Here is a 24,975-nt window from a genome sequence, read left to right on the forward strand (position 1 = left end):
ATGGCTTGTAGACATTTTTTGTTTTCTGAAGAAATCGTTTACTGGCTGTAACAGGCAGTAAAGTTCGTACAAAATTATTGGAGAGTGGACAGCATTGGTTTCATCTATTAAAAGATTTTTAATTGGAAGACCGTTAAAATCAACAGAGCTTGGAGAACAAAAGCTTAATAAAACGAAAGCTTTAGCTATTTTATCTTCTGATGCATTGTCATCAGTTGCTTACGGTCCAGAGCAAATTTTAATTGCTTTAGCAGGTGTGGGAGCGATCGCTTATTGGTATTCCATTCCGATCGCTGTTGGGGTATTAGTATTATTGACAGCCCTTATTTTATCTTATCGTCAAATTATTTTTGCTTATCCGCATGGCGGGGGAGCGTATGTTGTATCAAAAGAAAATTTAGGAATGAATCCAGGCTTAATTGCTGGAGGATCTTTATTAGTCGACTATATTTTAACTGTTGCGGTAAGTGTATCTGCAGGTACAGATGCGCTAACATCTGCTTTTCCTAGTTTACATGCACATAATGTAATCATTGCGATTATATTTGTTATATTTATTACCATCTTAAATTTAAGAGGAGTAACGGAATCAGCTTCCGTTTTAGCATATCCTGTTTATTTATTTGTTTTAGCACTATTTATATTAATTGGTGTAGGCATATATAATATTTTGACTGGTCACGTTTCACCAACTTTACACACGCCGATCGGAACGCCGGTTGCGGGCATTAGTTTGTTTTTACTGTTAAGAGCATTTGCATCAGGTAGTTCTGCTTTAACAGGTGTTGAAGCAATTTCAAATGCAATTCCGAACTTTAAAGATCCTGCGCCAAACAATGCTGCAAAAACATTGCTTGCAATGGGTGCATTACTTGCTGTGTTATTTTCAGGAATTGTATTTTTAGCTTATTATTACGGAGTGACGCCGAGTAAAGAAGTAACAGTTGTTTCTCAAATTGCTGAACAAACATTTGGACGTAATTTCATGTACTATTTCATACAAGGTACAACAGCTTTAATATTAATTCTCGCAGCTAATACAGGCTATTCTGCATTTCCTTTATTAGCGGTTAACCTCGCAAAAGATAAATTCATACCGAGAATGTTTACGATTAGAGGAGACCGTCTAGGTTACTCAAACGGTATTATAATACTTGGAGTTGCTTCGATTATTTTAATTGTAGCTTTCCAAGGACAAACAGAACATTTAATTCCGTTATATGCAGTAGGTGTATTTATTCCATTTACACTTTCTCAAACAGGGATGGTATTAAAGTGGCTTCGTGAAAAACCTGAAGGATGGGCTTTAAAATTAACGGTTAATTTAATTGGTGCAGTTATTAGTTTTATCGTAATGAGCATGTTCTTTTTAACTAAATTTGCACAAGTTTGGTCGATTCTTATTTTCTTACCTGCTATTATCTTCTTGTTTCATCGAATTAAGAAGCATTATGATGCAGTGGGTGATCAATTAAGTTTAAAAACTTGTGAACCTCTTATTCCAATTGAGGGGAATGTAATTGTCGTTCCTGTAGCAGGTATGACGCATGTAGTAGAAAATTCATTGAACTATGCGAAATCTCTTTCTGCAGATCAAGTTATCGCTGTATATGTTGCTTTTGACAGAGAAGAGGAAAAGAAATTTGAAGAGAAATGGAAGGTGTGGCAACCTGAAGTAAGGCTTGTTACATTACATTCTCATTATAGAAGTATTATTCAGCCGCTAACGAAATTCATTGATACAGTGCAGTATAAGGCAAGTGAATCGAATTACCGCGTTACGGTCGTTATACCACAGTTCATTCCGAAAAAAGGTTGGCATAACATTCTTCATAATCAATCCAGTTTACTCATACGTGCGTATTTACTTTATAAAAGAAATGTTGTTATTACGACAGTTCCATATCATTTGAAAAAATAAGAAGATTTTTGAAGGATAGCTTCGTGAAAATGAAGCTATCCTTTTTGTGTATATGCTATGCATAATTGCATATGGGTTTAAAAATTATATCGATATAATTTTATCCGTTATTTGCAAGTAGTGTTTTCTGTTGTGATATGTAGATATTTCAATCAATAAAGTGAATCGGATTATATTTTGAAATAAGGACATGAAAGCTTGAAAATAAAGGGAATGAAAATACTTCTTTACGTTATATAAACAGCTGTGTTTAAATGACCTTACAGTACAAAACATATATGAAAACAAAACGAAATTTCATATTTACGCATGTTGTTTAGTTTAAAATGAATAATATTTTTACGTAATATATTCACTGTGTGAATGTGGGAATTTCGATGAAATAGAAAATTTATACAATATTATTCATACTAAACACATATGAAAAATAATAAAATGTTTTGTGACGATAAGTAAGTACTGTAGCAATACGAGAGAGGTGGTTCATACATGGATCACGGTGAGAACGTTCTCTATTTTAATCATCTCAAATTATGGGCAAGAAAATAGAATAATAAAATGCGATAGTAATAGTTGCTAATACATAGGAGGAGTTAAAGTGAAAAAGACTTTAATTACAGGGTTATTGGTTACAGCAGTATCTACGAGTTGCTTCATTCCTGTAAGCGCTTACGCTAAGGAGGGGCAAACAGAAGTGAAAACAGTATATGCGCAAAATGTAATTGCTCCAAATACATTATCCAATTCAATTAGAATGTTAGGATCACAATCACCGCTTATTCAAGCATACGGATTAATTATTTTGCAACAGCCAGACATTAAGGTAAATGCGATGAGTAGCTTAACGAATCATCAAAAGTTTGCAAAGGCGAATGTACGAGAATGGATTGATGAATATAATCCGAAGCTAATTGACTTAAATCAAGAAATGATGAGATACAGCACTAGATTTAATAGCTATTATAGTAAGCTCTATGAACTAGCAGGAAACGTAAATGAAGATCAGCAAGCAAAAGCAGATTTTATGAGTGCATATGGAAAATTACAATTGCAAGTACAAAGCATCCAAGAGAGTATGGAGCAAGATTTATTAGAGTTAAATCGATTTAAAACAGTATTAGACAAAGATAGTAACAACTTATCAATTAAAGCCGATGAAGCAATAAAAACACTGCAAGGATCAAGTGGAGATATTGTGAAATTAAGAGAAGATATTAAAAGAATTCAAGGGGAAATTCAAGCTGAACTAACTACTATTTTGAATAGACCTCAAGAAATCATTAAAGGTTCTATTAATATCGGTAAACAAGTATTTACAATCACAAATCAAACTGCACAAACGAAAACAATCGATTTTGTTTCTATCGGTACTTTAAGTAATGAAATTGTAAATGCTGCAGATAGTCAAACGAGAGAAGCAGCTCTTCGCATTCAACAAAAGCAAAAAGAGTTATTACCACTTATTCAAAAGTTATCACAAACTGAAGCAGAGGCGACTCAAATTACATTCGTTGAAGATCAAGTAAATAGCTTTACAGAATTAATTGATCGTCAAATTACAACTTTAGAAACGTTATTAACGGATTGGAAAGTTTTAAATAATAATATGATTCAAATTCAAAAGAATGTTGAAGAAGGCACGTATACAGACAGTAGTTTACTTCAAAAACATTTCAATCAAATTAAAAAAGTAAGTGATGAAATGAATAAGCAAACAAATCAATTTGAAGATTACGTTACAAACGTTGAAGTACATTAAACAGAAAAATAATTAGCGATATAGGGAGAGAAGAAAAATGACAAAAAAACCTTATAAAGTAATGGCTCTATCAGCACTTATGGCAGTATTTGCAGCAGGAAATATTATGCCGGCTCATACGTATGCAGCTGAAAGTACAGTGAAACAAGCTCCAGTTCATGCGGTAGCAAAAGCTTATAATGACTATGAAGAATACTCATTAGGACCAGAAGGCTTAAAAGATGCAATGGAAAGAACAGGTTCAAATGCTTTAGTAATGGATCTGTACGCTTTAACAATTATTAAACAAGGTAATGTTAACTTTGGTAATGTATCATCTGTTGATGCGGCTTTAAAAGGAAAAGTCATTCAGCATCAAGATACAGCGAGAGGAAATGCGAAGCAATGGTTAGATGTATTAAAACCACAGCTTATTTCAACGAATCAAAATATCATTAACTACAATACGAAATTCCAAAACTATTATGATACTTTAGTTGCTGCAGTTGATGCAAAGGATAAAGCAACTCTTACGAAAGGCTTAACTAGATTATCAAGTAGTATTAATGAAAATAAAGCGCAAGTGGATCAGTTAGTAGAAGACTTGAAGAAATTCCGAAATAAAATGACTTCGGATACGCAAAACTTCAAGGGTGATGCAAATCAAATTACATCTATATTAGCTAGTCAAGATGCAGGGATTCCACTATTACAAAATCAAATTACAACGTACAATGAAGCAATTAGTAAATATAATGCAATTATTATCGGTTCATCTGTTGCGACAGCTCTAGGACCAATTGCAATTATCGGTGGTGCAGTAGTTATTGCTACGGGCGCAGGAACACCGCTAGGAGTAGCATTAATTGCAGGTGGCGCAGCAGCTGTAGGCGGTGGTACAGCTGGTATCGTATTGGCGAAGAAAGAACTTGACAATGCACAAGCTGAAATTCAAAAAATAACTGGACAAATTACAACTGCTCAATTAGAAGTAGCTGGGTTAACGAACATTAAAACACAAACTGAGTATTTAACAAATACGATTGATACTGCAATTACAGCGTTGCAAAACATTTCAAACCAATGGTATACAATGGGATCAAAATACAATTCTTTACTTCAAAATGTGGATTCAATTAGTCCAAACGATCTTGTTTTCATTAAAGAAGATTTAAACATTGCGAAAGATAGCTGGAAAAACATTAAAGACTATGCAGAAAAGATTTATGCTGAAGATATTAAAGTAGTAGATACGAAAAAAGCATAATCGAATACGAATCGTTAGGGCGTTAAGTGTTGATGAATGATTTGAAGCTCCTGTTCAGTTGTGAGCAGGAGCTTTTGATATCCTTATAAAGAGAATAGGTGAAAAATATGCAGAAACGATTTTATAAAAAATGTCTTTTAGCGGTAATGATTGCTGGGGTGGCAACGAGTAACGCATTTCCTTTACATCCTTTTGCAGCAGAACAAAATGTAACGGTGCTACAAGAAAATGTGAAAAACTATTCTCTTGGACCAGCAGGATTCCAAGATGTAATGGCACAAACGACATCAAGCATATTTGCAATGGATTCATATGCAAAATTAATTCAAAATCAACAAGAGACGGATTTAAGTAAAATAAGTTCGATTAATAGTGAATTTAAAGGGAATATGATTCAGCATCAAAGAGATGCAAAAATTAATGCAGCATATTGGTTAAATAATATGAAGCCTCAAATTATGAAAACGGATCAAAATATTATAAATTACAATAATACTTTCCAATCGTATTATAACGACATGTTAATAGCGATTGATCAAAAGGATAGCGGAAAATTAAAAGCGGATTTAGAAAAGTTGTATGCGGATATTGTAAAGAATCAAAATGAGGTAGATGGATTATTAGGGAATTTGAAAGCTTTTCGCGATAGAATGGCGAAAGATACAAATAGTTTCAAAGAGGATACAAATCAGTTAACAGCGATATTGGCAAGTACGAATGCTGGTATTCCAGCTCTAGAGCAACAAATAAATACATATAACGATTCGATTAAAAAGAGTAATGATATGGTCATTGCTGGTGGCGTACTTTGCGTAGCTCTAATAACATGTCTTGCTGGTGGGCCGATGATTGCGGTTGCGAAAAAAGATATCGCAAATGCAGAAAGAGAAATCGCCAATTTAAAAGATAGAATTTCAGGAGCACAAGCAGAAGTCTTAATTTTGACTGATGTAAAAAATAAAACAACAAACATGACAGAAACAATTGATGCAGCAATTACAGCACTACAAAACATATCAAATCAATGGTATACAGTAGGTGCAAAATATAATAATTTACTACAAAACGTAAAAGGAATTACTCCAGAAGAGTTTACGTTTATAAAAGAAGATTTACATACAGCGAAAGATAGCTGGAAAGATGTAAAGGATTATACAGAAAAATTACATGAAGGTGTGGCAAAGTAAACAGTGGACTAGTTCTGCTGTTTATTTTTTTATCCTGTTTTTTGTGAGAGTTGAACTTGCAATTATATATAAGTTTGTCATGTGTTTTATCCATGTGTGTATAAAAATCTTTTTGTTATCGCTCCCTTTGATAGAATCCATTTTTATATGGTTTTTTTTACCGAATTTTTTAAAAATTAAATTTTATGGCTTGATAATTCGTTTAAAATGATTTAATCTTATGTCAAATGATATGTTTATCTATCAAAAATACTTTTGTAAAGATAAAGGAGTGATTGAGAATGTTAAACGCCCCATTGATGGTAAGTCTTTAGGTACAGCAGCATTGAAAAGATTGGGAAGAACTGAGTGAGCTTTCACAATAAAGAACTCTATAACTTTATGTAGTGTTTGATACCCTTCGATTAGATTTTTTGAAAAACAAATCAATATTAATTGAATCAAAGTTTAGAAATTAAATATATGAGTAGTAGAAAAAATCCATTAGTTGTTATCATGTTCTAATAAAAAATGGGAAATGGAAATTCTGAGAAAACCTGTTCAGAAAGTAAGTTAGTGAGGGGAATTCAAAACCAATTTAATAAAAGCGAGGTAAATAATATGACTTTTGAAGAAAAATTACAAGCATATGCAGAACTTACGGTGAAAATCGGTGTCAATATTCAACCAGGGCAATACTTATTAGTCAATACATCAGTGGATGCATTGGATTTCGCCCGTATAATTGTGAAAGAGGCTTATAAGGCTGGGGCAGGGCGTGTTCATGTTAATTTTTCGGATGAAGAAATGGAACGTGCTTACTTTGATTATGCCTCAGATGAAGAATTTAATCGCTTCCCAGAGTGGATAGTCAAAATGAATGATGAGCTGATCGAACGTAAAGGAGCACTATTAATGATAGATGCTACAGATCCTGATAAATTTACAGGTATTTCATCTGATCGTCTAGCTACCTATCAAAAGGTAGCAGGAGCTGCTCTGAGAAACAATCGCAACGCCGTAATGAAGGATTCAATAGCTTGGTCGATGGTAGCAGTTCCTTCACCAAAGTGGGCATCGAAGGTGTTCCCAGGTTTAGCAACTGAGGATCAAGTACCAGCATTATGGGAGGCTATTTTTAAAGCTGTTCGTATTGGTGACGGCAGTGCTATTGAAAAATGGCGTGAACATGTAACAAATTTAGAATCTCGTGCGGTCCTACTGAACGATAAAAAATATATGAAGCTTCACTATACAGCGCCAGGTACTGATTTAACAATTGCATTAGCACAACAGCATAAATGGGTTACTGGAGGTGGTAAAACTCCTGATGATACTATCTTTATGGCTAATATGCCGACAGAAGAGGTTTATACGTTACCGATGAAACAAGGTGTAAATGGCTATGTAAGCAATACAAAACCATTGGTTTATCAAGGGAATATTATCGATGGCTTTAAACTGACATTTGAAGAAGGAAAAATTGTTAAAGCTGAAGCACAGGTAGGGCATGATTTATTACAAGAGCTTATTAATGTGGATGAAGGCTCTTGCTATTTAGGTGAAGTAGCACTTGTACCACATGAATCACCAATTTCAGCATCGGGAATTTTATATTTTAATACATTGTTTGATGAAAATGCATCGAACCATTTAGCGATTGGTAAAGCTTATCCAACTTGCTTAGAGGGTGGAAGAGATTTAGAAAACGATCAGCTTGAAACGTTAGGGGCAAATATTTCTGTAACACATGAGGACTTTATGATTGGCAGCAGTGAGATGGACATTGACGGTATTCTACCAGATGGAACTGTAGAACCAATTTTCCGTAAAGGTAGCTGGGCATTTTAAGTTTTTAATTTGAATAAAGGAGTAGAGTGGATGAAACGGTTACTAAGCATAATTAGTGCAACTATATAGGTGTTTCATCTGCTTTTGCTTAGGCTGAAAACTACCTCTTTAATTAGAAGTAAAATGCATGCAAAGGAGATAGGCCAATGAATTTCTGGGAAGTTGTTTTGATAGTAGTGAATTTTAGTCTATTGAGTTGGATACTGTTAATAGGCAGAGAAACGAAAAAGTGGTCTAAATTAGCTACTTTGATTGCCGTTGTAATGGTTACAGTTCAGTTATTGGCAGAAGGTTTTAGGTGGCAGATGATTCCGGCATATGTATCCCCAGTTATCTTAATTTTATGCTATTTATTAGCTGGGCGGAAAAAGGGCTTTAGAAGTTCGGGTATATTCATAGTTAAGACTTCGTTACTATGTATCTATTTGTCTGTAGCAGTTGCGCTACCCTTACTTATGCCAGTATTTTCATTTGAAGAACCAACTGGTCCACATAAGATCGGTACGAAGCTATATCATTGGGTTGATCATCAGAGAAATGAACCATATTCGAAAAATCCAAATGATCGGCGCGAACTGATGGTGCAAATTTGGTATCCTGCAGCTGAAAAAAGCAAGGGGGATCCAGAACCTTATATTCGTAACATAAATGAGCTCTCCAAGGGATTGGAAAAAACATTGTCTATTCCTGCATTTGCATTCAGCCACATGGAATTGGTAAAGTCTCATTCGTTTATGGATTTACAACTCTCAGACTCAGAGAATCACTATCCCATATTACTCTTCTCTCATGGTTTTAATGGTTTTCGTAATCAAAACACGTTTCAAGTTGAGGAGTTGGCTAGTCAAGGATATATTGTTCTAAGTATCGATCATACCTTCGATGCTGCAGCTACCGTCTTTCCAGGTGGTCGAACTGCTTACGTACAGCCCATTAATTTAACTGATGAAGGAGATAGTCACATAAAATTATGGGAGGAAGATGTCAGCTTTGTCCTTAATCAGATAGAGAAACTTAACGAAAACGATGAGACTGGTTTCTTTACAGGAAGACTGGATACCTCGCGAATTGGAATGTTTGGCCACTCTTACGGTGGAGCTACCGCAGCACAAATACTTGCAAAAGATTCTCGTGTCAAAGCAGCTATCAATATGGATGGTACATTGTATGGTGAAATCTTGCCTGAAAGTGGCATTGGAAAACCATTTCTGCTCATGAGTGCAGAAGAGCCTGATGAAGCAGATCCCTTTGAAGTGAGGGAGCGATACGGACGTGGGTTAGCTGGTGGTGGTATGTCAATGGTCATTCCTCATACGGATCATACAAGCTTTACCGATTTACATTTGTTCTCACCTCTGTTGCAGAGCCCAGGTGAAAATCCAAAGGAAGTTCATCGTATTATTAACGAATTCAGCCTGGCATTTTTTGACCAGTATGTAAAACAGAAGGATGACGGCTCAACCCTTAAAAGGCTGATGACCAAATACCCGGAAGTGAATTTTAAAGTAAACCGATAACTTTATGCAGAAAGTAACTTCATTATAAAATATTCAATAATTAAATGAAGTGCAAACGGATTTAATAAAAGTAGAAAAATTACTGTAATTATTAATTCGTCATAAAAATAGTTAAAAAAACCAGATAAGGTAATCATTTTTTCTACTAAGAAAGCGATTCGTACCATTTCCTTTGGCTCTTGTATTTATTACATTAAAGAATTTAATTTCTTCATCGTTATCTAAATAATGAAATGCTAAAAATGAAACATTCAAAGTACTATCAGTTTCAGGAATATAATTCTTTTTGAAAAGCTACATTCAGCAGCTGGACACTTTATTTGAGATTGTTTATTATAATATCAAATGATATATTTATCTATCAAAAATGACGACTTTATACAGAAAAAGGGAGAGATTGACGATGAAGAAAGACTTGTCAGCGTTGAAGGAAGCGAGATTTAATGCAATTCTTGATTCAGCTACTATATTGCTTGTTGAAAATCCTACTGCTTCGATGAATGAAATTGCGGAATATGCGGGAATTGGAATTGCTACACTCCATCGCTACGTCGAAAGCAGGGAGAAATTGATGCTGTTCTTGGGCCATCGGGCTATACAACTGGTAAGTGATACTGTAAACCAGATTCCACTGGATGAGGAAAGAAGTGAAAACTATATCCCGGAACTCATTGAAGCGTTAATCCCTTTAGGTGACAAAATCTATTTTCTAGGTCATGATGCATCTGTATTTAACAACAAAGAATTAGGTGAAGCAGAAGAGAAGCTGAGGGAACCCTTAAGACGCGTTATTGAATTGCTACAACAAAGAGGTTACTTTCAGCAAACAGTTAGCAGTGAATGGATTTTGAATACGCTTTATGCTCTGCTTTTCCATACCTGGGAACAGGTACATGAAGGAAATGTGGCTAAAAAATCTGCTGCAGAGCTTGTTTTAAATACATTTTATTATGGTTTCAAAGCTAAGGATGAATTGAGAGGGAAGTGAACTGATTCAAATCCATGATAATTAATATTAATAATATAGAAAGTGAAAAGGAGCAATAGGATAATGAATAAAATCTCTATTGTAAAGGCTGTTCATCAATCCATGGTCGGCGCCCAGCTAAATGTAATGGCATTGGAATACATGGCGTTTCCACTTGCAGGATCTGAGGAGAAGAACACAGTCGATTGGACATTTTGTAAGCTATGGCGGCAGGAGAACAACCGTTTTAGTCATCAATACGCCTATGAAGCTCAAATGGACGGGAAAACTTTAGGGATGATTACTTGCTATCCCATACCCGTTTTAAATCGTCTTGCCTGGCCGACTTTTAAACAGCTGCTTTCGTTCCGAAGGCTGGGTTTTGTTGTTTATAACATTCTGAATATCAAAATGCTTTATTCCATGTTTACCTTGAAGGAGGGAGAAGATGACGAGTTTCACATCGGAACAATTGCCTTACTGCCCGAAAGTCGAGGACTAGGGATAGGTACCAGATTAATTGAGTTTGCTGAGGAACAAGCTTCGCTGCAAGGCTTTGCCAAATGCTCTCTAACGGTAAAGAAAGAGAACCAACTTGCCATTAAATTGTATCAGAGGATAGGCTACCAGATTACAGGTGAAATCAATAAACCAAAGTTATCGTTGTACAGAATGGTCAAAAACGTAGAACCTTACAACCATTTATAAAAAATTTGTACAGTATTAGAGGGTACCAGCACATGCCCATAAGCTTAAGGATTCAAAATTACCCCAAAGTAAAAAATGTACATTTTGTACAAGTTAACACAAAATTTTAGCTTGATAGTGATGGGATGAGGCTTCTATATAAAAAAACACAGTTTACACTCAAACTGTGTTTTTTCGACGTATAATGCTTTATCAACATCTCTTTTTATTCTTTAAAATCTGCAACAGAACCAGGCCCCTCCTCAAAGTATAAATTCCAAGGGAGGAACCGTTTTTTTATTTACTTATATACGTACAGCTGTACCACTGACAGCAACCATTAACATTCCATCACGTACAACTTCGTAATCTACGTCAATACCAACGATAGCGTTCGCACCTTTTTGTTTTGCAAGTTCTTTCATTTCGTCCATTGCAATATCACGAGCGTCTTTTAGCTTACTTTCATAAGCACCAGCACGGCCACCGACAACATCACGAACTGAAGCGAATAAATCGCGGACAATGTTTGCACCCATAATAGCTTCACCATTTACAATATCAATATACTCAATAATTTCTTTACCTTGAATTCCAGAAGTTGTTGTTACAATCATGACCGACACTCTCCTAATAAGTTGTAGTTTTGATAAGATTTCTTATGCCTTAGAAAAAGTGGTTCTGGTACCAAAAATACTCGATAGAAACATAGAGTATTTTTGCATCAAAACCTTCAATTACATATGTCTTGTTATGACATATGCAATTAAATAAAAGGAATAAAATTGTTTAACATATGTATCGCTATAACATATGCAAGGGATCTATTAGAAATAAGATAAGCCGCAGTAAGCATCACCGTGCCAGGTAAATATATAGCAAGATCCGAAAGTTGATTTGAATGAAGACCTGCAAAAATTATAATCGAAACGATGGATGCAATAGCAGTACCAACATATTCCGAAAAACGATTCACTAATATATGACGAAATATGATTTCTTCAATTATTGGCCCTATAATCCCAAATAGAAGTAATGTGAATATAATAGGCACCTCTGCGCCCCTTGTAAGGACCTGTTCTTGGTTCTCTGGCTGACCTATGTTTAGAAAATGCATAATAGAATTTTCCACAATTACCATAAGTAAAACCACCATAGGAATGCTTACTATTTTCAAAATTGTTTTCTCTTTAAAATAAGTAAAACTTTCAATAATTTCTTTCCTAAAGAAAATTATTCCTACAATAGCAGGTACAGTCAAACCGATGGCACTAAGAGCAAATTCTGATTCAACTAAATTACTGTTAGTTAAAAGTGATAGGCCAAATAATATGAACAAGCCAATTTGGAGTAGTGCAAACATTGTATAAACTATTAGCATAATAATTTCTTTTTTATTCATTTTTATAAAGTTCACTTTATTGCCCCCGTAATTAAATTACCTATAATCTTTGATTTTTCTTTCTGCATAACGTTCTCCTTCTAAATATATTTATATCAAAAACCGGACGGTTCGGTCTGAATCGAAATCTAATGATACTACAAGTTTCTAGTTTTTTAAACCCTTTTAACGAAATCAAAATGGTAAAAAGCAAATATATTTATATCTCAGTTGCTTTGTTACAATTTAATTCCAATAATCATTAATCATTAATCTTTTATAGAATGAAGTGAGAGTGGGGTGGTTCAAACACTTTAGCTAAACATATTAATAAAAATTATATATAATAATCATAGTCTATACGTTAAAATTAACTATATATTTTTACACCTTCTACAATTGTAGGTGAAATTAGTTGTATAACAGGACTGAATTAAATAATTGGACATGTTGATTTTGACAGAAAATTTATTTGAATGATACAGATAATACAATTTGATTACCTCTTTTCAAACTGTATTGTTTGAGGTTCACATAATATAGGGATGGATAATATATTTTTGTTCCAAACTTATTTATACTTACAAAAAAATTCCAAGAAAATAGATGGTAAATATCACCTGGAATATTAAGCTCGTTTTTATTAGGAGGATTACAAAGTATGACTAAAGTTGATAAGATTAAAGAAAAAATTATTGAAACATCTTTATATTTATTTAATACTAATGGGATAACTCGCACATCCATACAGGATATAATGACAGCTACTGAACTACCTAAAGGATCTATTTATCGTAGATTCAAAAGTAAAGAAGAAATTGTCCTTGCTGCCTATGACAAAAGTGGTGAGATTATGTGGAGTCATTTTCATAAAGCAATGGAAAATAAAAAGACAGCAATCGATAAAATCCTTGCAATTTTCCTTGTATATCAAGATGCAGCTAATAATCCTCCTATTGCTGGAGGCTGTCCATTACTTAATAGCGCAATTGAAAGTACTGGAGTATTTCCAGAATTACAAAAAGCAGCAGCAAAAGGTTATGATGATACAGTAATGTTAATGGCTTCTCTCATAAAAGAAGGAATAGAGAAACAAGAACTTAAAGAAGATATAGATATTATATCGCTCGCTTCTTTTCTTGCATCTTCAATGGAGGGAGCTATTATGGCAAGTCGCGTATCTAACGATAATATACACCATCATTATTTTATTGAACAAATAAAACATCATCTTTTCTCTTATTCTAAATAAGTGAGAACTTGCAGTGTTTCCATCCGATTTTTATAAACTTAAATTGAATACATACCCCTTATGAACAGTATCTTTTGTTTATGAGGGGTATTTGAATAGCTTTTAGACGATGTTTCATGTTTCTTATTGAACGGCTTTGTTATCGTTACTACAGGAAAAGCAATAAAGAATTACATATAAACCGATTTATATGTTTTAAGTGTTTCTATATTGGGTTTGTAAATCTACACAATAAGGTTTCATTGTATATAATAAGTGGAATAGAAGTTCAGTTAGATAAAATTCGGTAGTCGAATTTTTTTGCATAAAGCTGTATAATGCTTGTAACGAAAGGGAAATACAGGAAGGGATTTGTAATGAGTTACTATGGAAAAAGATAAACAACAATTAAGCGTTGAAGTTGCAAGATTATATTATCAATCAGATTATAGTCAGCAAGAAATTGCTAATAAATTAAATATTTCAAGACCGACGATTTCTAGATTGTTAAAGTACGCGAAAGAAAAAGGGTTTGTTCAAATTAGCATCGCTGATCCATTTGCTGATTTAGATAACGTCGGGAATTTACTGAAAGAAAAGTACAACTTGTTAGAGGCACATGTGGTATTTTCTCCAGTGCCGGAATATGCAACGATTACAGAGTATATAAGTAAATATGCTGCTGAGTATATGGAAAAGACGGTTAAAAACGGTGATATTGTTGGTGTAAGCTGGGGCATGACTATGTATGAAATCGCTAGAAAAATCGTACCGCAACATGTAAAAGGGGTAGAGGTTGTCCAGCTAAAAGGTGGTATTAGTCATTCAAGTGTAAATACATATGCGAATGAGACGATAGCTTTATTTGCAGATGCTTTTCAAACGACGCCAAGAAATCTACCTCTTCCGGTTATATTTGATAATGCAGTGACAAAAGAATTAGTGGAGCAGGATCGACATATTCATCACATTATCGAAATGGGAAAACAAGCGAATATTGCAATTTTCACTGTAGGAACAGTGCGAGACGAAGCGCTATTATTCCGATTAGGTTATTTCGATAAGGATGAAACAAGTTTACTCAAAAAACAATCAGTCGGTGACATTTGTTCACGTTTCTTTGATGGAGACGGAAATATTAGTAGCGAAGAGATTAATCAGCGTACAATTGGAATTGAGTTAGAGGAACTGAAATTAAAGAAACGCTCTATTTTAGTTGCAGGTGGTAATAGAAAAATAAAAGCAATTGATGGTGCGTTACGTGGCGGGTATGCAAATGTATTAATTATCGATCAGCATACAGCAAAAGAACTGTTACATTATCAAAAAGGTTAGAAATAAAAGGAGTTCTCAAAATGTTAATTTTGAGAACTCCTTTTATTTTGTTATGTATGAATGATAGGAGTCTTTTTTGAACACAAATTGCCTTTTTAAAAATAATTATGGATATGGAGATACATACTACCATTGTTAACATAGAAAATTTGATTATATAGGAAGTGTTCTTTGTTAGAATGCGCTTTATTTACTACAAGAAAATGCCTTTTAAAAAAGAATGAACAAAATTTCAAAAGTGTATTTACATTTGTTCAACTAAGAGTTAGAATGAAGTTGTTAAAAGATATGAGGAGTGAAGATAATGAACATTGCAAAGTTAATTGACCATACAATTTTAAAAGCTAATACTACTAAAGAAGATGTTATGAAAGTAATCGAAGAAGCAAAGGAATATAAATTCGCTTCTGTTTGTATTAACCCAACATGGGTAAAATTAGCGGCTGATGAACTAGCTGGACATGATGTAGACGTTTGTACTGTAATCGGTTTCCCATTAGGAGCAAGCACTACTGAAACAAAAGCATTTGAAACAAAAGATGCTATCGCAAAAGGTGCAACTGAAGTTGATATGGTAATCAACGTAGGCGCTTTAAAAGATGGCGATAACGAATTTGTTGAAAAAGACATTTATGAAGTAGTACAAGCAGCAAAAGGAAAAGCTCTTGTAAAAGTAATCATTGAAACTTGCCTATTAACAGATGAAGAGAAAGTACGTGCTTGTGAATTATCAGTAAAAGCTGGTGCTGATTTCGTAAAAACTTCAACTGGATTCTCAACTGGCGGAGCAACTGCTGAAGATATCGCATTAATGCGTAAAACAGTAGGACCAAACGTTGGTGTAAAAGCATCTGGCGGTGTTCGTACACGTGAAGATGCAGACAAAATGGTAGCTGCTGGAGCTTCTCGCGTTGGAGCAAGTGCTAGTGTTGCAATCGTATTAAATGATGCAAAAGGTGCTACAGATAACTACTAATCGATAAAAGCTTAAAGCAATAGATATACGTTTAAAGTATATCTATTGCTTTAATAATTGAAAAAAATGTAAGCGGATACGAATGGGAGGAAACGGCTTATGAAATACTTAATCGGTGTTTTTGGCCTCGTATTGATTTTAGGTATCGCTTGGCTTGCTAGTAATGATAGAAAGAAAGTCAAATATCGTCCAATCATAACGATGGTTATATTACAATTCATTTTGGGGTTTCTATTATTAAATACAAGTGTAGGGAATATATTAATTAGCGGAATAGCAGATGGTTTTGGAGAGTTATTAAAATATGCCGCTGACGGTGTGAATTTCGTATTTGGTGGATTAGTAAATCAAAAAGAGTTTTCGTTCTTTTTAAGTGTATTAATGCCAATCGTATTTATATCAGCCTTAATAGGTATTTTGCAACATATTAAAGTATTACCTATTATTGTGAAATCTATCGGTCTAGCATTAAGTAAAGTAAATGGAATGGGGAAACTAGAATCATATAACGCTGTTGCATCTGCGATTTTAGGACAATCTGAAGTATTTATTTCAGTTAAGAAACAACTAGGGTTATTGCCAGAGAAAAGAATGTATACATTATGTGCATCAGCAATGTCTACAGTTTCTATGTCTATCGTTGGATCATATATGGTGTTATTAAAACCACAATATGTTGTAACCGCTTTAGTGCTTAACTTATTCGGTGGTTTCATCATTGCTTCTATCATTAACCCATATGAAGTTACTGAGGAAGAAGATATGTTAGAAGTACAAGAAGAAGAGAAGAAGACCTTCTTTGAAGTATTAGGGGAATACATTATTGATGGATTTAAAGTTGCGATTACAGTAGCAGCTATGTTAGTCGGTTTCGTTGCTCTTATCGCATTCATTAATGCAGTATTTAAAGGTGTAATCGGTATTTCATTCCAAGAAATTCTTGGTTATGCATTTGCACCATTTGCATTTATTATGGGTGTACCTTGGCATGAAGCAGTTAATGCCGGAAATATTATGGCAACAAAATTAGTATCAAATGAATTTGTCGCTATGACAGATTTAGCACAAGGAAACTTTAATTTCTCAGATAGAACGACAGCGATTATCTCTGTATTTTTAGTTTCATTTGCAAACTTCTCTTCAATTGGGATTATTGCAGGGGCAGTTAAGAGCTTAAATGAAAAGCAAGGGAATGTAGTCGCAAGATTTGGTTTGAAATTACTATTCGGTGCAACATTAGTAAGTTTCTTATCAGCAACGATCGTTGGCTTATTATTTTAATAGATTCATATCATATAAAAAGGAATGGTGATTGTAATGAGAATGGTAGATATTATTGCAAAAAAACGTGACGGCAAAGAATTAACGACTGAAGAAATCAAATTCTTTATTAATGGATATACAGACGGAAGTATTCCTGATTATCAAGTGAGTGCGCTTGCAATGGCAATCTTCTTTAAAGATATGACAGATCGCGAACGTGCAGATTTAACTATGGCGATGGTTGAGTCTGGAGAAACGATCGACTTATCAGCAATTGAAGGAATTAAAGTAGACAAACATTCAACTGGCGGTGTTGGTGATACAACAACATTAGTATTAGGACCATTAGTAGCTGCTTTAGATGTACCAGTAGCAAAAATGTCTGGTCGTGGTTTAGGACATACAGGCGGAACAATTGATAAATTAGAAGCGGTAGAAGGATTCCACGTTGAAATTACGAAAGAACAATTCATTGATATTGTAAACCGTGACAAAGTAGCTGTTATTGGACAAACAGGAAACTTAACACCTGCAGATAAAAAGATTTATGCATTACGCGACGTAACAGGAACTGTTAACTCAATTCCTTTAATCGCAAGTTCAATTATGAGTAAAAAAATTGCAGCTGGTGCTGACGCAATCGTACTTGATGTAAAAACAGGTGCTGGTGCATTTATGAAAACAGAAGAAGATGCAAAAGAATTAGCACATGCAATGGTACGTATCGGAAATAATGTAGGACGTCAAACAATGGCAGTTATTTCAGATATGTCACAACCTCTTGGATTTGCGATTGGCAATGCTCTAGAAGTGAAAGAAGCGATTGATACGTTAAAAGGTGAAGGTCCAGAAGATTTAACAGAATTAGTACTTGTATTAGGAAGTCAAATGGTCGTACTTTCGAAAAAAGCAAATACGTTAGAAGAAGCTCGTGAAATGCTAATTGAAGTGATGAAAAACGGAAAAGCAACTGCGAAATTTAAAGAGTTCTTAAGCAATCAAGGCGGAGATAGCTCAATTGTAGACAATCCAGAAAAAATGCCACAAGCGAAGTATGTAATTGATGTACCTGCAAAAACTTCAGGTGTTATTTCTAACATTGTTGCAGATGAGATTGGTATTGCAGCTATGTTACTTGGTGCAGGTCGTGCAACGAAGGAAGATGAAATCGATTTAGCAGTAGGGTTAATGTTACGTAAAAAAGTTGGCGATGCAGTAAAAGAAGGCGAGCCGTTCGTAACAATCTACGCAAATCGTGAAAATGTAGAAGATGTAAAAGCAAAAATTTATGAGAACATCTCTATCGCTGAAACAGCAGTGGCTCCTAAATTAGTTCATACAGTTATTACTGACTAATGATCATTTCATTTACTTTGAGGGGGAAATAATATGGATAAGAAAAAATATATTGAAGAAGCAAACAAGATGTTATCGAAAGCGTATATTCCGTATTCTAAATTTCCTGTTGGCGCAGCGTTAGTTACGAAAGAAGGGAAAATCTATACTGGTTGTAATATAGAAAATGCTTCTTATGGTTTATGTAACTGTGCAGAAAGAACAGCAATATTTAAAGCGGTATCAGAAGGGGAGCGCGATTTTAGTTACTTAGTTATTACAGGAGAAACTGATGGACCGATTTCACCATGTGGTGCGTGTAGACAAGTAATTGCTGAATTCTGTGATCCGAAAATGTCTGTATTACTAACGAATGTAAAAGGTGATGAAAAAGAAGTGACTGTTGAGCAATTACTTCCAGGTGCTTTCACAATTGACGATTTAAAATAAGTTAAAAAGCCATTTTGCAATTATTAATTGCAGAATGGCTTTTTTGTTCATATTCCGTTCATAAACTTTGCGTAAAATGATTGCAGCCAATATGGAAAGTTTACAGCAGGAGGAATATAATGAAGAAATTCTATAATGTGGCATGTAGTTACTTATTGGTTTATGATTTTGCTAAAAAAGTCATTTAAATAGATAGGAGTGGAAAGTATGATAGCACTTTTATCAAGTGTCATAGCGGTTTGTATGGCTGTTGGGGTAATGTTTCTACGTTTTAAAGCAGCGAAAAAGCCGGTAACGAAAAAGAAAATTATATTACCACCAATTTTTATGAGTACAGGCGCGATGATGTACTTTTTACCAGATTTTCGATTAACATCGTTAGAAATAGTCGAGGCAATTAGTATAGGGCTTATTTTCTCTATTTTTCTTATTAAAACAACTAAGTTCGAAATAAAAGGCGAACATATATTTATGAAACCGTCAAAAGCATTCATATTCATTTTAGTAGGCTTATTAGCTGTACGCGTGGCATTAAAGTCATATTTAAGCCAATCAATTGATTTGGCAGAGTTAAGCGGCATGTTTTTCTTACTTGCATTTGCGATGATTGTGTCGTGGAGAATTGCGATGTATCGCTCGTTTACTAAATTAGAAAAGACAATAAACAGAGCTGGAATTTCTATATAGGAAATCCAGCTCTGTTTATGTTTTATTAAAATTCTTTAGCGCGGAACTCATTTGCTTAATTTTAAACGTATTTGAGCATCTTGTAATGCGACTGGTGTAACGTTAAGACCATTTTGATCAACAATTTTTGTGTTTAATAAAATGGAATCTAGGCTTCCACGAAATGTTTCTGTATAGTTTTGACGTAACATTTGTTGTTCTTGTTTTTCATCAACTGTTAATCCAGATGTTCTTTCTTTTTTTGATAATTCATTAATACGGAATAAAATGTTTTGCATTTGTTTTCACCTCTAGTTAGAATTAATCACATTAGTTACTTACTAATGTATAGTTATTGTAACCTATCTTTCATTAAGTGTCAACGTCTATAAAAATTTCTTTTTTGTAAGGGTATGGAGTGAAAAAGGATGTGAATAACTTAATGATACTTGAAATAGAAAAGATGTTAATATACAATACCGTAGTAGGGTATGAAATTTGTTGTTTTACATTATGAAAGAAATGAGCACAAAGGAGTATGTAATAATGAATGCAGTAATTTCAAAGAAAGAAACAATCATCTCATATACAATTGCAATTTTATTTATTTTAGCCATGGTAACAGCGGGTGTGTTATTAAATGATCCGGAAGTTATTCTGCCGGAAATAGCAGCGATGGCAATTGCTTTATGGGCGTATCGTGAGCCAGGATGGTTAAGGCAACCAGAAAAAATCTTCATTGCACCTTCAATAACAGCTGTGATTGGTTTTATGGTGAATCAAATGGATATTGCTTATTTAGGGAAAGTAAGTTTAACGCTTGTATTCATGATGCTTTTTTTACGTGTAATTCAATCCAATTTAGCACCATCTATTGCGACAGGTTTATTACCATTAGTAACAAATGCGACGGAATGGTCATTTGTTATCGCGGTATTCGCTTTAACATTTATTTTAATGGTTGGTGTTCTTATATTTAAATTGAATAACGGTATTAAGCGAAAAGTGCAAATACAGTATAAATATATGACTGTATTTCTCATACTAAATTTCGTATGGATTAGTTTATGTTGGATAACTGGTTATGAACAATTAGCAGTTATTCCACCAATATTAGTTGTTGTATATGAATCACTTCAAAAGCCGATGTACAATGAAAAAATGGCTTTTAAACAAATAGTAGTATTAACTACATCTGCAACTGTTGGAACAATATTGTACTTTGCGATTGATTCATGGATTGTAGTCACTTTATTAAATATGATATTAATGCTTATTTTATTAAAAATTGTTGGTGTACGTATTCCAGCAGTGTATGCATTTCCATTATTGCCGCTCGTATTTCCAGATGGAATGATAAAGATGTTACCAGTAGCTTCATTTGTTGCGGGAGTATTTTTATTTGGTGCAGTACTACTGTATAAAAAGTGGGAGATGAAGCAAAAGGGCATGGCAATGTAGATAGAGTAAAGATAGCTTTTAATTAGTAAAATAAATAGACACCTGTGAGTGTCTATTTATTTTATGAAAAATTTAGTTTAATTCATTTAAGTAATGAACAAGTTCCGATGCTTTAGAGAAAAATGGAGAATGATCAGCTTCTAAAGTAATAATTTTCTTGCAAGCTGTTTCTGTATTCATTCGGCGCTGAAAATCAATTGGAATCGCCCTATCTAGAGTCGTTTCAATATAAATGCGATCTATGGCTCCAAAGTTTTCTTCAGATATTTTCAGCTCTTGTTGGAAGGGTCCTAGTGGTTGAGGACGCATTTGATTAAAAGATGCTTCTTTAATAGAACCGTCTTCTGTAGCATTTAAAAATGTTTGTTCAATTAGATTAGGTATAAGTTCAGCAGTCAAGTCATTTTCATTTATAGTGAATTGCGGGCCATCTTCTCCGTCTAATTTACTACCAAGACTTTCTCCATTTCGTGGTAAGAAAGCACAAAGATATACTAATTTATCGATTTTATTTGGTATAAGTTCAGCAGTTTGAGTAATAACGATTCCACCCATACTATGTCCAACAAGAATAACCTTTTCATTTTGTTGATTTATATTAGCTGTTACTGCATCAACATAGGAATCTAACGTTATATTTTGTGAAGGAGTTGTATCTTTCCCACTTCCAGGTAAGTCTAGTGTAATAACAGTGTGACCTAAAGCCTCTAGTTGAGGTTTTACTAATTCCCATGCCCATTCACCTTGCCATGCTCCATGTACTAAAATGTAAGTACTCATTTAATCAACACTCCTCTAGGGTATATAAGTTTCATCTATTTGTAATATTGATGATGTATACTCAGTGTAAATGAAGTGGTTTCATAAATATAATGAAGGTTATTTATAGATGATATAAATATATTTTATATAAGGAGAACAGAATGAATGTTTTTGATTTTAAAGTCTTTACATATGTGGCTCGTTTAAATAGTATTAGTCTGGCAGCAAAGGAATTACATATGACACAGCCAGCAATAACACATATTATTAACAAATTAGAGAAACGATATGCTATAACGTTATTTGATCGCTCTAGACAAGGAACGATTCTAACTGAAAATGGCAAAGAATTTTTAGTTGGTGTGAATCGACTTCTAATGGAGTATGAAAAACTTGAGGAAACAGCTTTCCAGTTGAAGAATAAAAGCTTGTATAAAATTGTACTAGCTACGTATCCTTCCGTTACTGTATATTGTTTGGCGGAGTGTATTCAACTAGGGAATATTGATCATAGTCAATATGTACTTGCAGTTCGAGAAGGAAGCTATCAAGAAGTGTTAGATTGGCTATCATCAGGTAGTGCAGATTTTTCTATTTCTATAAAAGAAAATTTAATACAAGGATTTCATTATGATGTCATTGGTGAAGATCCGTATGTTATGGTTTCTTCAAAAAAAGTTCCGCCTAACCTTACTATTAATGATATAAAAAATTATCCTTTTATTATGCCGCTTTCTGGTTGCAAAGAAGTGCTCGAACCGTATTTGATGAAAAATGAAATAACAGTTAATAAAGTGATGGAGTCAGAATCAATTAGTTCAGCATTAGCACTTACTATACAAGTTAATGGTATAACAATCGTTCCGTTATCAGGACTACATAAGCAAATTATTCATGACTTCATTGTACAGCCGATAGAAATTACAATTCCACGACAACTTATTATGCAATGGTCACCTAAAAAAGAGAATGACCCGCTGTTTCTCGCGTTTGTTAAGAATTTATTAGCTCAACTACAGCAAAAGAAAAAATGAATATAATATTACAAAAGATAAGCTCATTTCACTAGAGCTTATCTTTTGTATGTATTACCAATAAAGAGCAGTATCATAAAATCCGATTAAAATAAGGAGAAAACCAGCTATACGCTGAATGCTATTTCCTATTTTCCTGCTCTTCTTCAGTAATGCCCCGTTTAATCCCAGATAGGAGATGAAGGACATTAATACGACGATAGGAAGAGCAGTTCCTATCGAAAAGAACGTTGGAAACAAGTAACCATAATTATATGATAAAGATAAAGGGATTAACGTTCCAAAAAATAGAACGAACATAGTCGGACAAAAAGCTAAGGAAAAGAAGAATCCAAGTAAAAATGAGCCAACTTCATTTTGTTCTCGTATAAATTTGATTGAGAAGAAGTTTCTTGCTTTTATAATACCTGCCAACATTAACCCCATTAAAATTAATAGGGGTCCCATCATTTTTCGTAACCATGGGAAATACAAAGTTAATATTTGCTGAATCTCTTTTCCTAAAAACCATACTAATAGTCCAAGTATCGTAAAAGCCATTATTTTTCCTAAAATGAATAACAGTAGATGTTTCCATACATGTCCCTTTTGTAAAGATTGAGTGCTATAAAGTGTAATAGCACTAATGTTTCCTGTTAATTGGCAAGGAGCAAGGGTACCTACTATGCCTAATAAAAACGAAAATAAAAGAGGTACAGATTTCGTAGTATTCGCGGCATCCATTAAAGGAGACATGAGTTGATAGCTCCATTCACTTATTGTTGAAAACACGTTATATTCACCCTTCTACTTAAATTGGAATGTTCCTTCATTAGCAATCTGCTTCCACGTATTACCCTCATCTGTAGAGATGAACACATTTGATTTCATTGTAGCAAATACGATTTCAGCTGAATTTTGAGGGTTTTGTGAAATATACATAATTGCATCTTTAGAATCTAAAGGTGGAATTTGTATGTTTGTTTCTTCATTTGTAGCAATTGATTTCTTCGTTACGATTTGCTTATTAATAGGGGCGTAAATAACATCTTCATTACTTAATGTAATTGCGGTCGATTCAAGTGATTTAGAGAATAGTTCAAATGTATTTCCGTAATCTGTAGATAAGTAAACACCGTCTTTAGCACTTACCGCGACTACACTAGATTGATTCGGATGTACTGAAAAGGAATGAATCGTACTTGAAAGACCTTTTAACTTACTATTTTTCCATTCTTGTCCGTTGTTCGTACTGAAATAAAAACCTTGTTGTAATTCAGAATTAGGACGTTCGTTGTATAAATAAATTGCTTCCGTATTATATCCGACAGCAAGGTTATGAAAATCGGATTCTCCATAAAACGCTAGCTTTTCAAGGGTATTACCGCCATCAGAACTTTTCAATAATCCTAAAGGATTTTTTAAATTTGCACCTGGTTCAGGGTGACCGCTGGCAAAGAATCCGTTCTTCGTTGCCTGAAATCCCATATAATCATGTAGCTCAGTCTTAGTTTCAAACCATTTTCCATTTTGATAAACTTTTATCCCGCTATGAGTGGCGATAGAAATACCAGACATATTTCCTGCATAACCAATTCCGTGAATGTGCTCGATTTTTCCAGATGTAATTTCTTTATAGAAGTCTTGCGGACTCGTATTTGCTGTTTCTGTATTTTTTGGTTGAGATTGCGCCGTTTCGTTCTTCACTGGTGCTGTTTCGAAGTTGCTAGAACATCCAGAAATTATTAATAAAGAAGTAATTGCTAAACCTGTTGCTACATAATGTTTCAAATTTGTAGACCCCTTTCCTATACATGAGATTTTAAGTATATGGAATAAATATCAAGAAATTGTGGAGTGGTATGCATAATTTAGCGTGGAAGGGGCCCTAGTAATGAAAATTCTCCTTTCGCTATGAGTATAATTAATTGACGAAAAATTATAACAATAATAGAATGAATTGTATTGATGATTAGTTTCACAAGCAT

The 24,975-nt window shown here is 34.0% G+C and carries 24 protein-coding genes; 17 read left to right on the top strand and 7 right to left on the bottom strand.

The genetic code is table 11. The features are described 5' to 3' along the window. Positions 1 to 94: 94 nt before the first annotated feature. The 6 genes from QCI81_RS23315 to QCI81_RS23340 all read left to right on the top strand — a co-directional run bounded on the left by QCI81_RS23315 (position 95) and on the right by QCI81_RS23340 (position 9,460). Positions 95 to 1,921: an APC family permease gene (locus QCI81_RS23315; RefSeq protein ID WP_000254899.1), complete on the top strand. Its 1,827-nt coding sequence runs from the start codon at positions 95 to 97 to the stop codon at positions 1,919 to 1,921. A gap of 598 nt (positions 1,922 to 2,519) precedes the next feature. Next, positions 2,520 to 3,680 (top strand): non-hemolytic enterotoxin NHE subunit A, encoded by a 1,161-nt coding sequence (gene nheA, locus QCI81_RS23320; RefSeq protein ID WP_000751827.1) that lies wholly within the window; start codon positions 2,520 to 2,522, stop codon positions 3,678 to 3,680. Between the two features lie 37 nt (positions 3,681 to 3,717). After that, the gene (gene nheB / locus QCI81_RS23325) at positions 3,718 to 4,926 is read left to right on the top strand and encodes a non-hemolytic enterotoxin NHE subunit B (protein ID WP_000162967.1); all 1,209 of its coding nucleotides are present in this window, start codon (positions 3,718 to 3,720) and stop codon (positions 4,924 to 4,926) included. 107 nt (positions 4,927 to 5,033) lie between these two features. Then, positions 5,034 to 6,113, top strand: a complete 1,080-nt coding sequence (gene nheC, locus QCI81_RS23330) for a non-hemolytic enterotoxin NHE subunit C (protein ID WP_071730953.1) — start codon at positions 5,034 to 5,036, stop codon at positions 6,111 to 6,113. A 600-nt stretch (positions 6,114 to 6,713) separates the two neighbouring features. Then, positions 6,714 to 7,943 (top strand): aminopeptidase, encoded by a 1,230-nt coding sequence (locus QCI81_RS23335; RefSeq protein ID WP_071730955.1) that lies wholly within the window; start codon positions 6,714 to 6,716, stop codon positions 7,941 to 7,943. Between the two features lie 146 nt (positions 7,944 to 8,089). Beyond that, complete coding sequence (locus QCI81_RS23340) at positions 8,090 to 9,460, top strand: alpha/beta hydrolase family protein (RefSeq protein ID WP_071730957.1); 1,371 nt, start codon at positions 8,090 to 8,092, stop codon at positions 9,458 to 9,460. Between the two features lie 2 nt (positions 9,461 to 9,462). On the opposite strand, the gene QCI81_RS23345 is transcribed toward QCI81_RS23340, so the two are convergent. Next, positions 9,463 to 9,627, bottom strand: a complete 165-nt coding sequence (locus QCI81_RS23345) for a hypothetical protein (RefSeq protein WP_016082058.1) — start codon at positions 9,625 to 9,627, stop codon at positions 9,463 to 9,465. Positions 9,628 to 9,863: 236 nt separating this feature from the next. Between QCI81_RS23345 and QCI81_RS23350 the strand changes: the two genes are divergently transcribed. Both QCI81_RS23350 and QCI81_RS23355 read left to right on the top strand, forming a co-directional pair. Beyond that, positions 9,864 to 10,448 carry a TetR/AcrR family transcriptional regulator gene (locus QCI81_RS23350; RefSeq protein ID WP_000710981.1) on the top strand — a complete coding sequence of 195 codons (585 nt, stop codon included), beginning with the start codon at positions 9,864 to 9,866 and terminating at the stop codon, positions 10,446 to 10,448. A gap of 63 nt (positions 10,449 to 10,511) precedes the next feature. Beyond that, positions 10,512 to 11,135 (top strand): GNAT family N-acetyltransferase, encoded by a 624-nt coding sequence (locus tag QCI81_RS23355; protein ID WP_001033859.1) that lies wholly within the window; start codon positions 10,512 to 10,514, stop codon positions 11,133 to 11,135. Between the two features lie 284 nt (positions 11,136 to 11,419). On the opposite strand, the gene QCI81_RS23360 is transcribed toward QCI81_RS23355, so the two are convergent. Beyond that, on the bottom strand, positions 11,420 to 11,731 hold the full coding sequence (locus tag QCI81_RS23360; protein ID WP_000637505.1) for a heavy metal-binding domain-containing protein: 312 nt from the start codon (positions 11,729 to 11,731) through the stop codon (positions 11,420 to 11,422). Positions 11,732 to 11,880: 149 nt separating this feature from the next. Next, positions 11,881 to 12,531, bottom strand: a complete 651-nt coding sequence (locus tag QCI81_RS23365; RefSeq protein WP_001009308.1) for a CPBP family glutamic-type intramembrane protease — start codon at positions 12,529 to 12,531, stop codon at positions 11,881 to 11,883. 625 nt (positions 12,532 to 13,156) lie between these two features. Between QCI81_RS23365 and QCI81_RS23370 the strand changes: the two genes are divergently transcribed. The 7 genes from QCI81_RS23370 (at position 13,157) to QCI81_RS23400 (ending at position 19,772) form a co-directional block, all read left to right on the top strand. Then, positions 13,157 to 13,747, top strand: a complete 591-nt coding sequence (locus QCI81_RS23370) for a TetR/AcrR family transcriptional regulator (RefSeq protein WP_000169640.1) — start codon at positions 13,157 to 13,159, stop codon at positions 13,745 to 13,747. 366 nt (positions 13,748 to 14,113) lie between these two features. Further along, positions 14,114 to 15,061 carry a DNA-binding transcriptional repressor DeoR gene (locus QCI81_RS23375; protein ID WP_071730958.1) on the top strand — a complete coding sequence of 316 codons (948 nt, stop codon included), beginning with the start codon at positions 14,114 to 14,116 and terminating at the stop codon, positions 15,059 to 15,061. A gap of 304 nt (positions 15,062 to 15,365) precedes the next feature. Next, entirely contained in the window at positions 15,366 to 16,037 is a 672-nt protein-coding gene (deoC, locus tag QCI81_RS23380) for a deoxyribose-phosphate aldolase (RefSeq protein WP_001017440.1), read from the top strand. 99 nt (positions 16,038 to 16,136) lie between these two features. Continuing rightward, a complete protein-coding gene (locus QCI81_RS23385; RefSeq protein WP_000876188.1) occupies positions 16,137 to 17,318 on the top strand; it encodes a NupC/NupG family nucleoside CNT transporter in 1,182 nt (393 codons plus the stop codon). A 36-nt stretch (positions 17,319 to 17,354) separates the two neighbouring features. Further along, a complete protein-coding gene (locus tag QCI81_RS23390) occupies positions 17,355 to 18,656 on the top strand; it encodes a pyrimidine-nucleoside phosphorylase (RefSeq protein WP_071730960.1) in 1,302 nt (433 codons plus the stop codon). A 33-nt stretch (positions 18,657 to 18,689) separates the two neighbouring features. Then, entirely contained in the window at positions 18,690 to 19,085 is a 396-nt protein-coding gene (locus QCI81_RS23395; protein ID WP_071730962.1) for a cytidine deaminase, read from the top strand. A gap of 207 nt (positions 19,086 to 19,292) precedes the next feature. Continuing rightward, a complete protein-coding gene (locus tag QCI81_RS23400; RefSeq protein WP_071730964.1) occupies positions 19,293 to 19,772 on the top strand; it encodes a CcdC family protein in 480 nt (159 codons plus the stop codon). Positions 19,773 to 19,819: 47 nt separating this feature from the next. On the opposite strand, the gene QCI81_RS23405 is transcribed toward QCI81_RS23400, so the two are convergent. Continuing rightward, the gene (locus QCI81_RS23405) at positions 19,820 to 20,050 is read right to left on the bottom strand and encodes a DUF896 domain-containing protein (RefSeq protein ID WP_071730965.1); all 231 of its coding nucleotides are present in this window, start codon (positions 20,048 to 20,050) and stop codon (positions 19,820 to 19,822) included. Between the two features lie 247 nt (positions 20,051 to 20,297). Here QCI81_RS23405 and QCI81_RS23410 point away from each other — a divergent pair, with 247 nt between their 5' ends. Beyond that, complete coding sequence (locus QCI81_RS23410) at positions 20,298 to 21,212, top strand: membrane protein (RefSeq protein WP_000994724.1); 915 nt, start codon at positions 20,298 to 20,300, stop codon at positions 21,210 to 21,212. Between the two features lie 72 nt (positions 21,213 to 21,284). Here QCI81_RS23410 and QCI81_RS23415 read toward each other — a convergent pair whose 3' ends face one another. Then, on the bottom strand, positions 21,285 to 21,992 hold the full coding sequence (locus tag QCI81_RS23415) for an alpha/beta fold hydrolase (protein ID WP_023521695.1): 708 nt from the start codon (positions 21,990 to 21,992) through the stop codon (positions 21,285 to 21,287). A 143-nt stretch (positions 21,993 to 22,135) separates the two neighbouring features. On the opposite strand from QCI81_RS23415, the gene QCI81_RS23420 reads away from it, so the two are divergent. After that, complete coding sequence (locus tag QCI81_RS23420; protein WP_001100328.1) at positions 22,136 to 23,008, top strand: LysR family transcriptional regulator; 873 nt, start codon at positions 22,136 to 22,138, stop codon at positions 23,006 to 23,008. A gap of 54 nt (positions 23,009 to 23,062) precedes the next feature. On the opposite strand, the gene QCI81_RS23425 is transcribed toward QCI81_RS23420, so the two are convergent. Both QCI81_RS23425 and QCI81_RS23430 read right to left on the bottom strand, forming a co-directional pair. Continuing rightward, on the bottom strand, positions 23,063 to 23,779 hold the full coding sequence (locus QCI81_RS23425; protein ID WP_222592260.1) for an urease accessory protein UreH domain-containing protein: 717 nt from the start codon (positions 23,777 to 23,779) through the stop codon (positions 23,063 to 23,065). 15 nt (positions 23,780 to 23,794) lie between these two features. Further along, complete coding sequence (locus QCI81_RS23430) at positions 23,795 to 24,778, bottom strand: F510_1955 family glycosylhydrolase (protein WP_063547068.1); 984 nt, start codon at positions 24,776 to 24,778, stop codon at positions 23,795 to 23,797. Positions 24,779 to 24,975: the final 197 nt, after the last annotated feature.

The organism is Bacillus cereus group sp. MG20 (assembly GCF_040459885.1).
In the GTDB taxonomy this organism is placed as follows: domain Bacteria; phylum Bacillota; class Bacilli; order Bacillales; family Bacillaceae_G; genus Bacillus_A; species Bacillus_A cereus.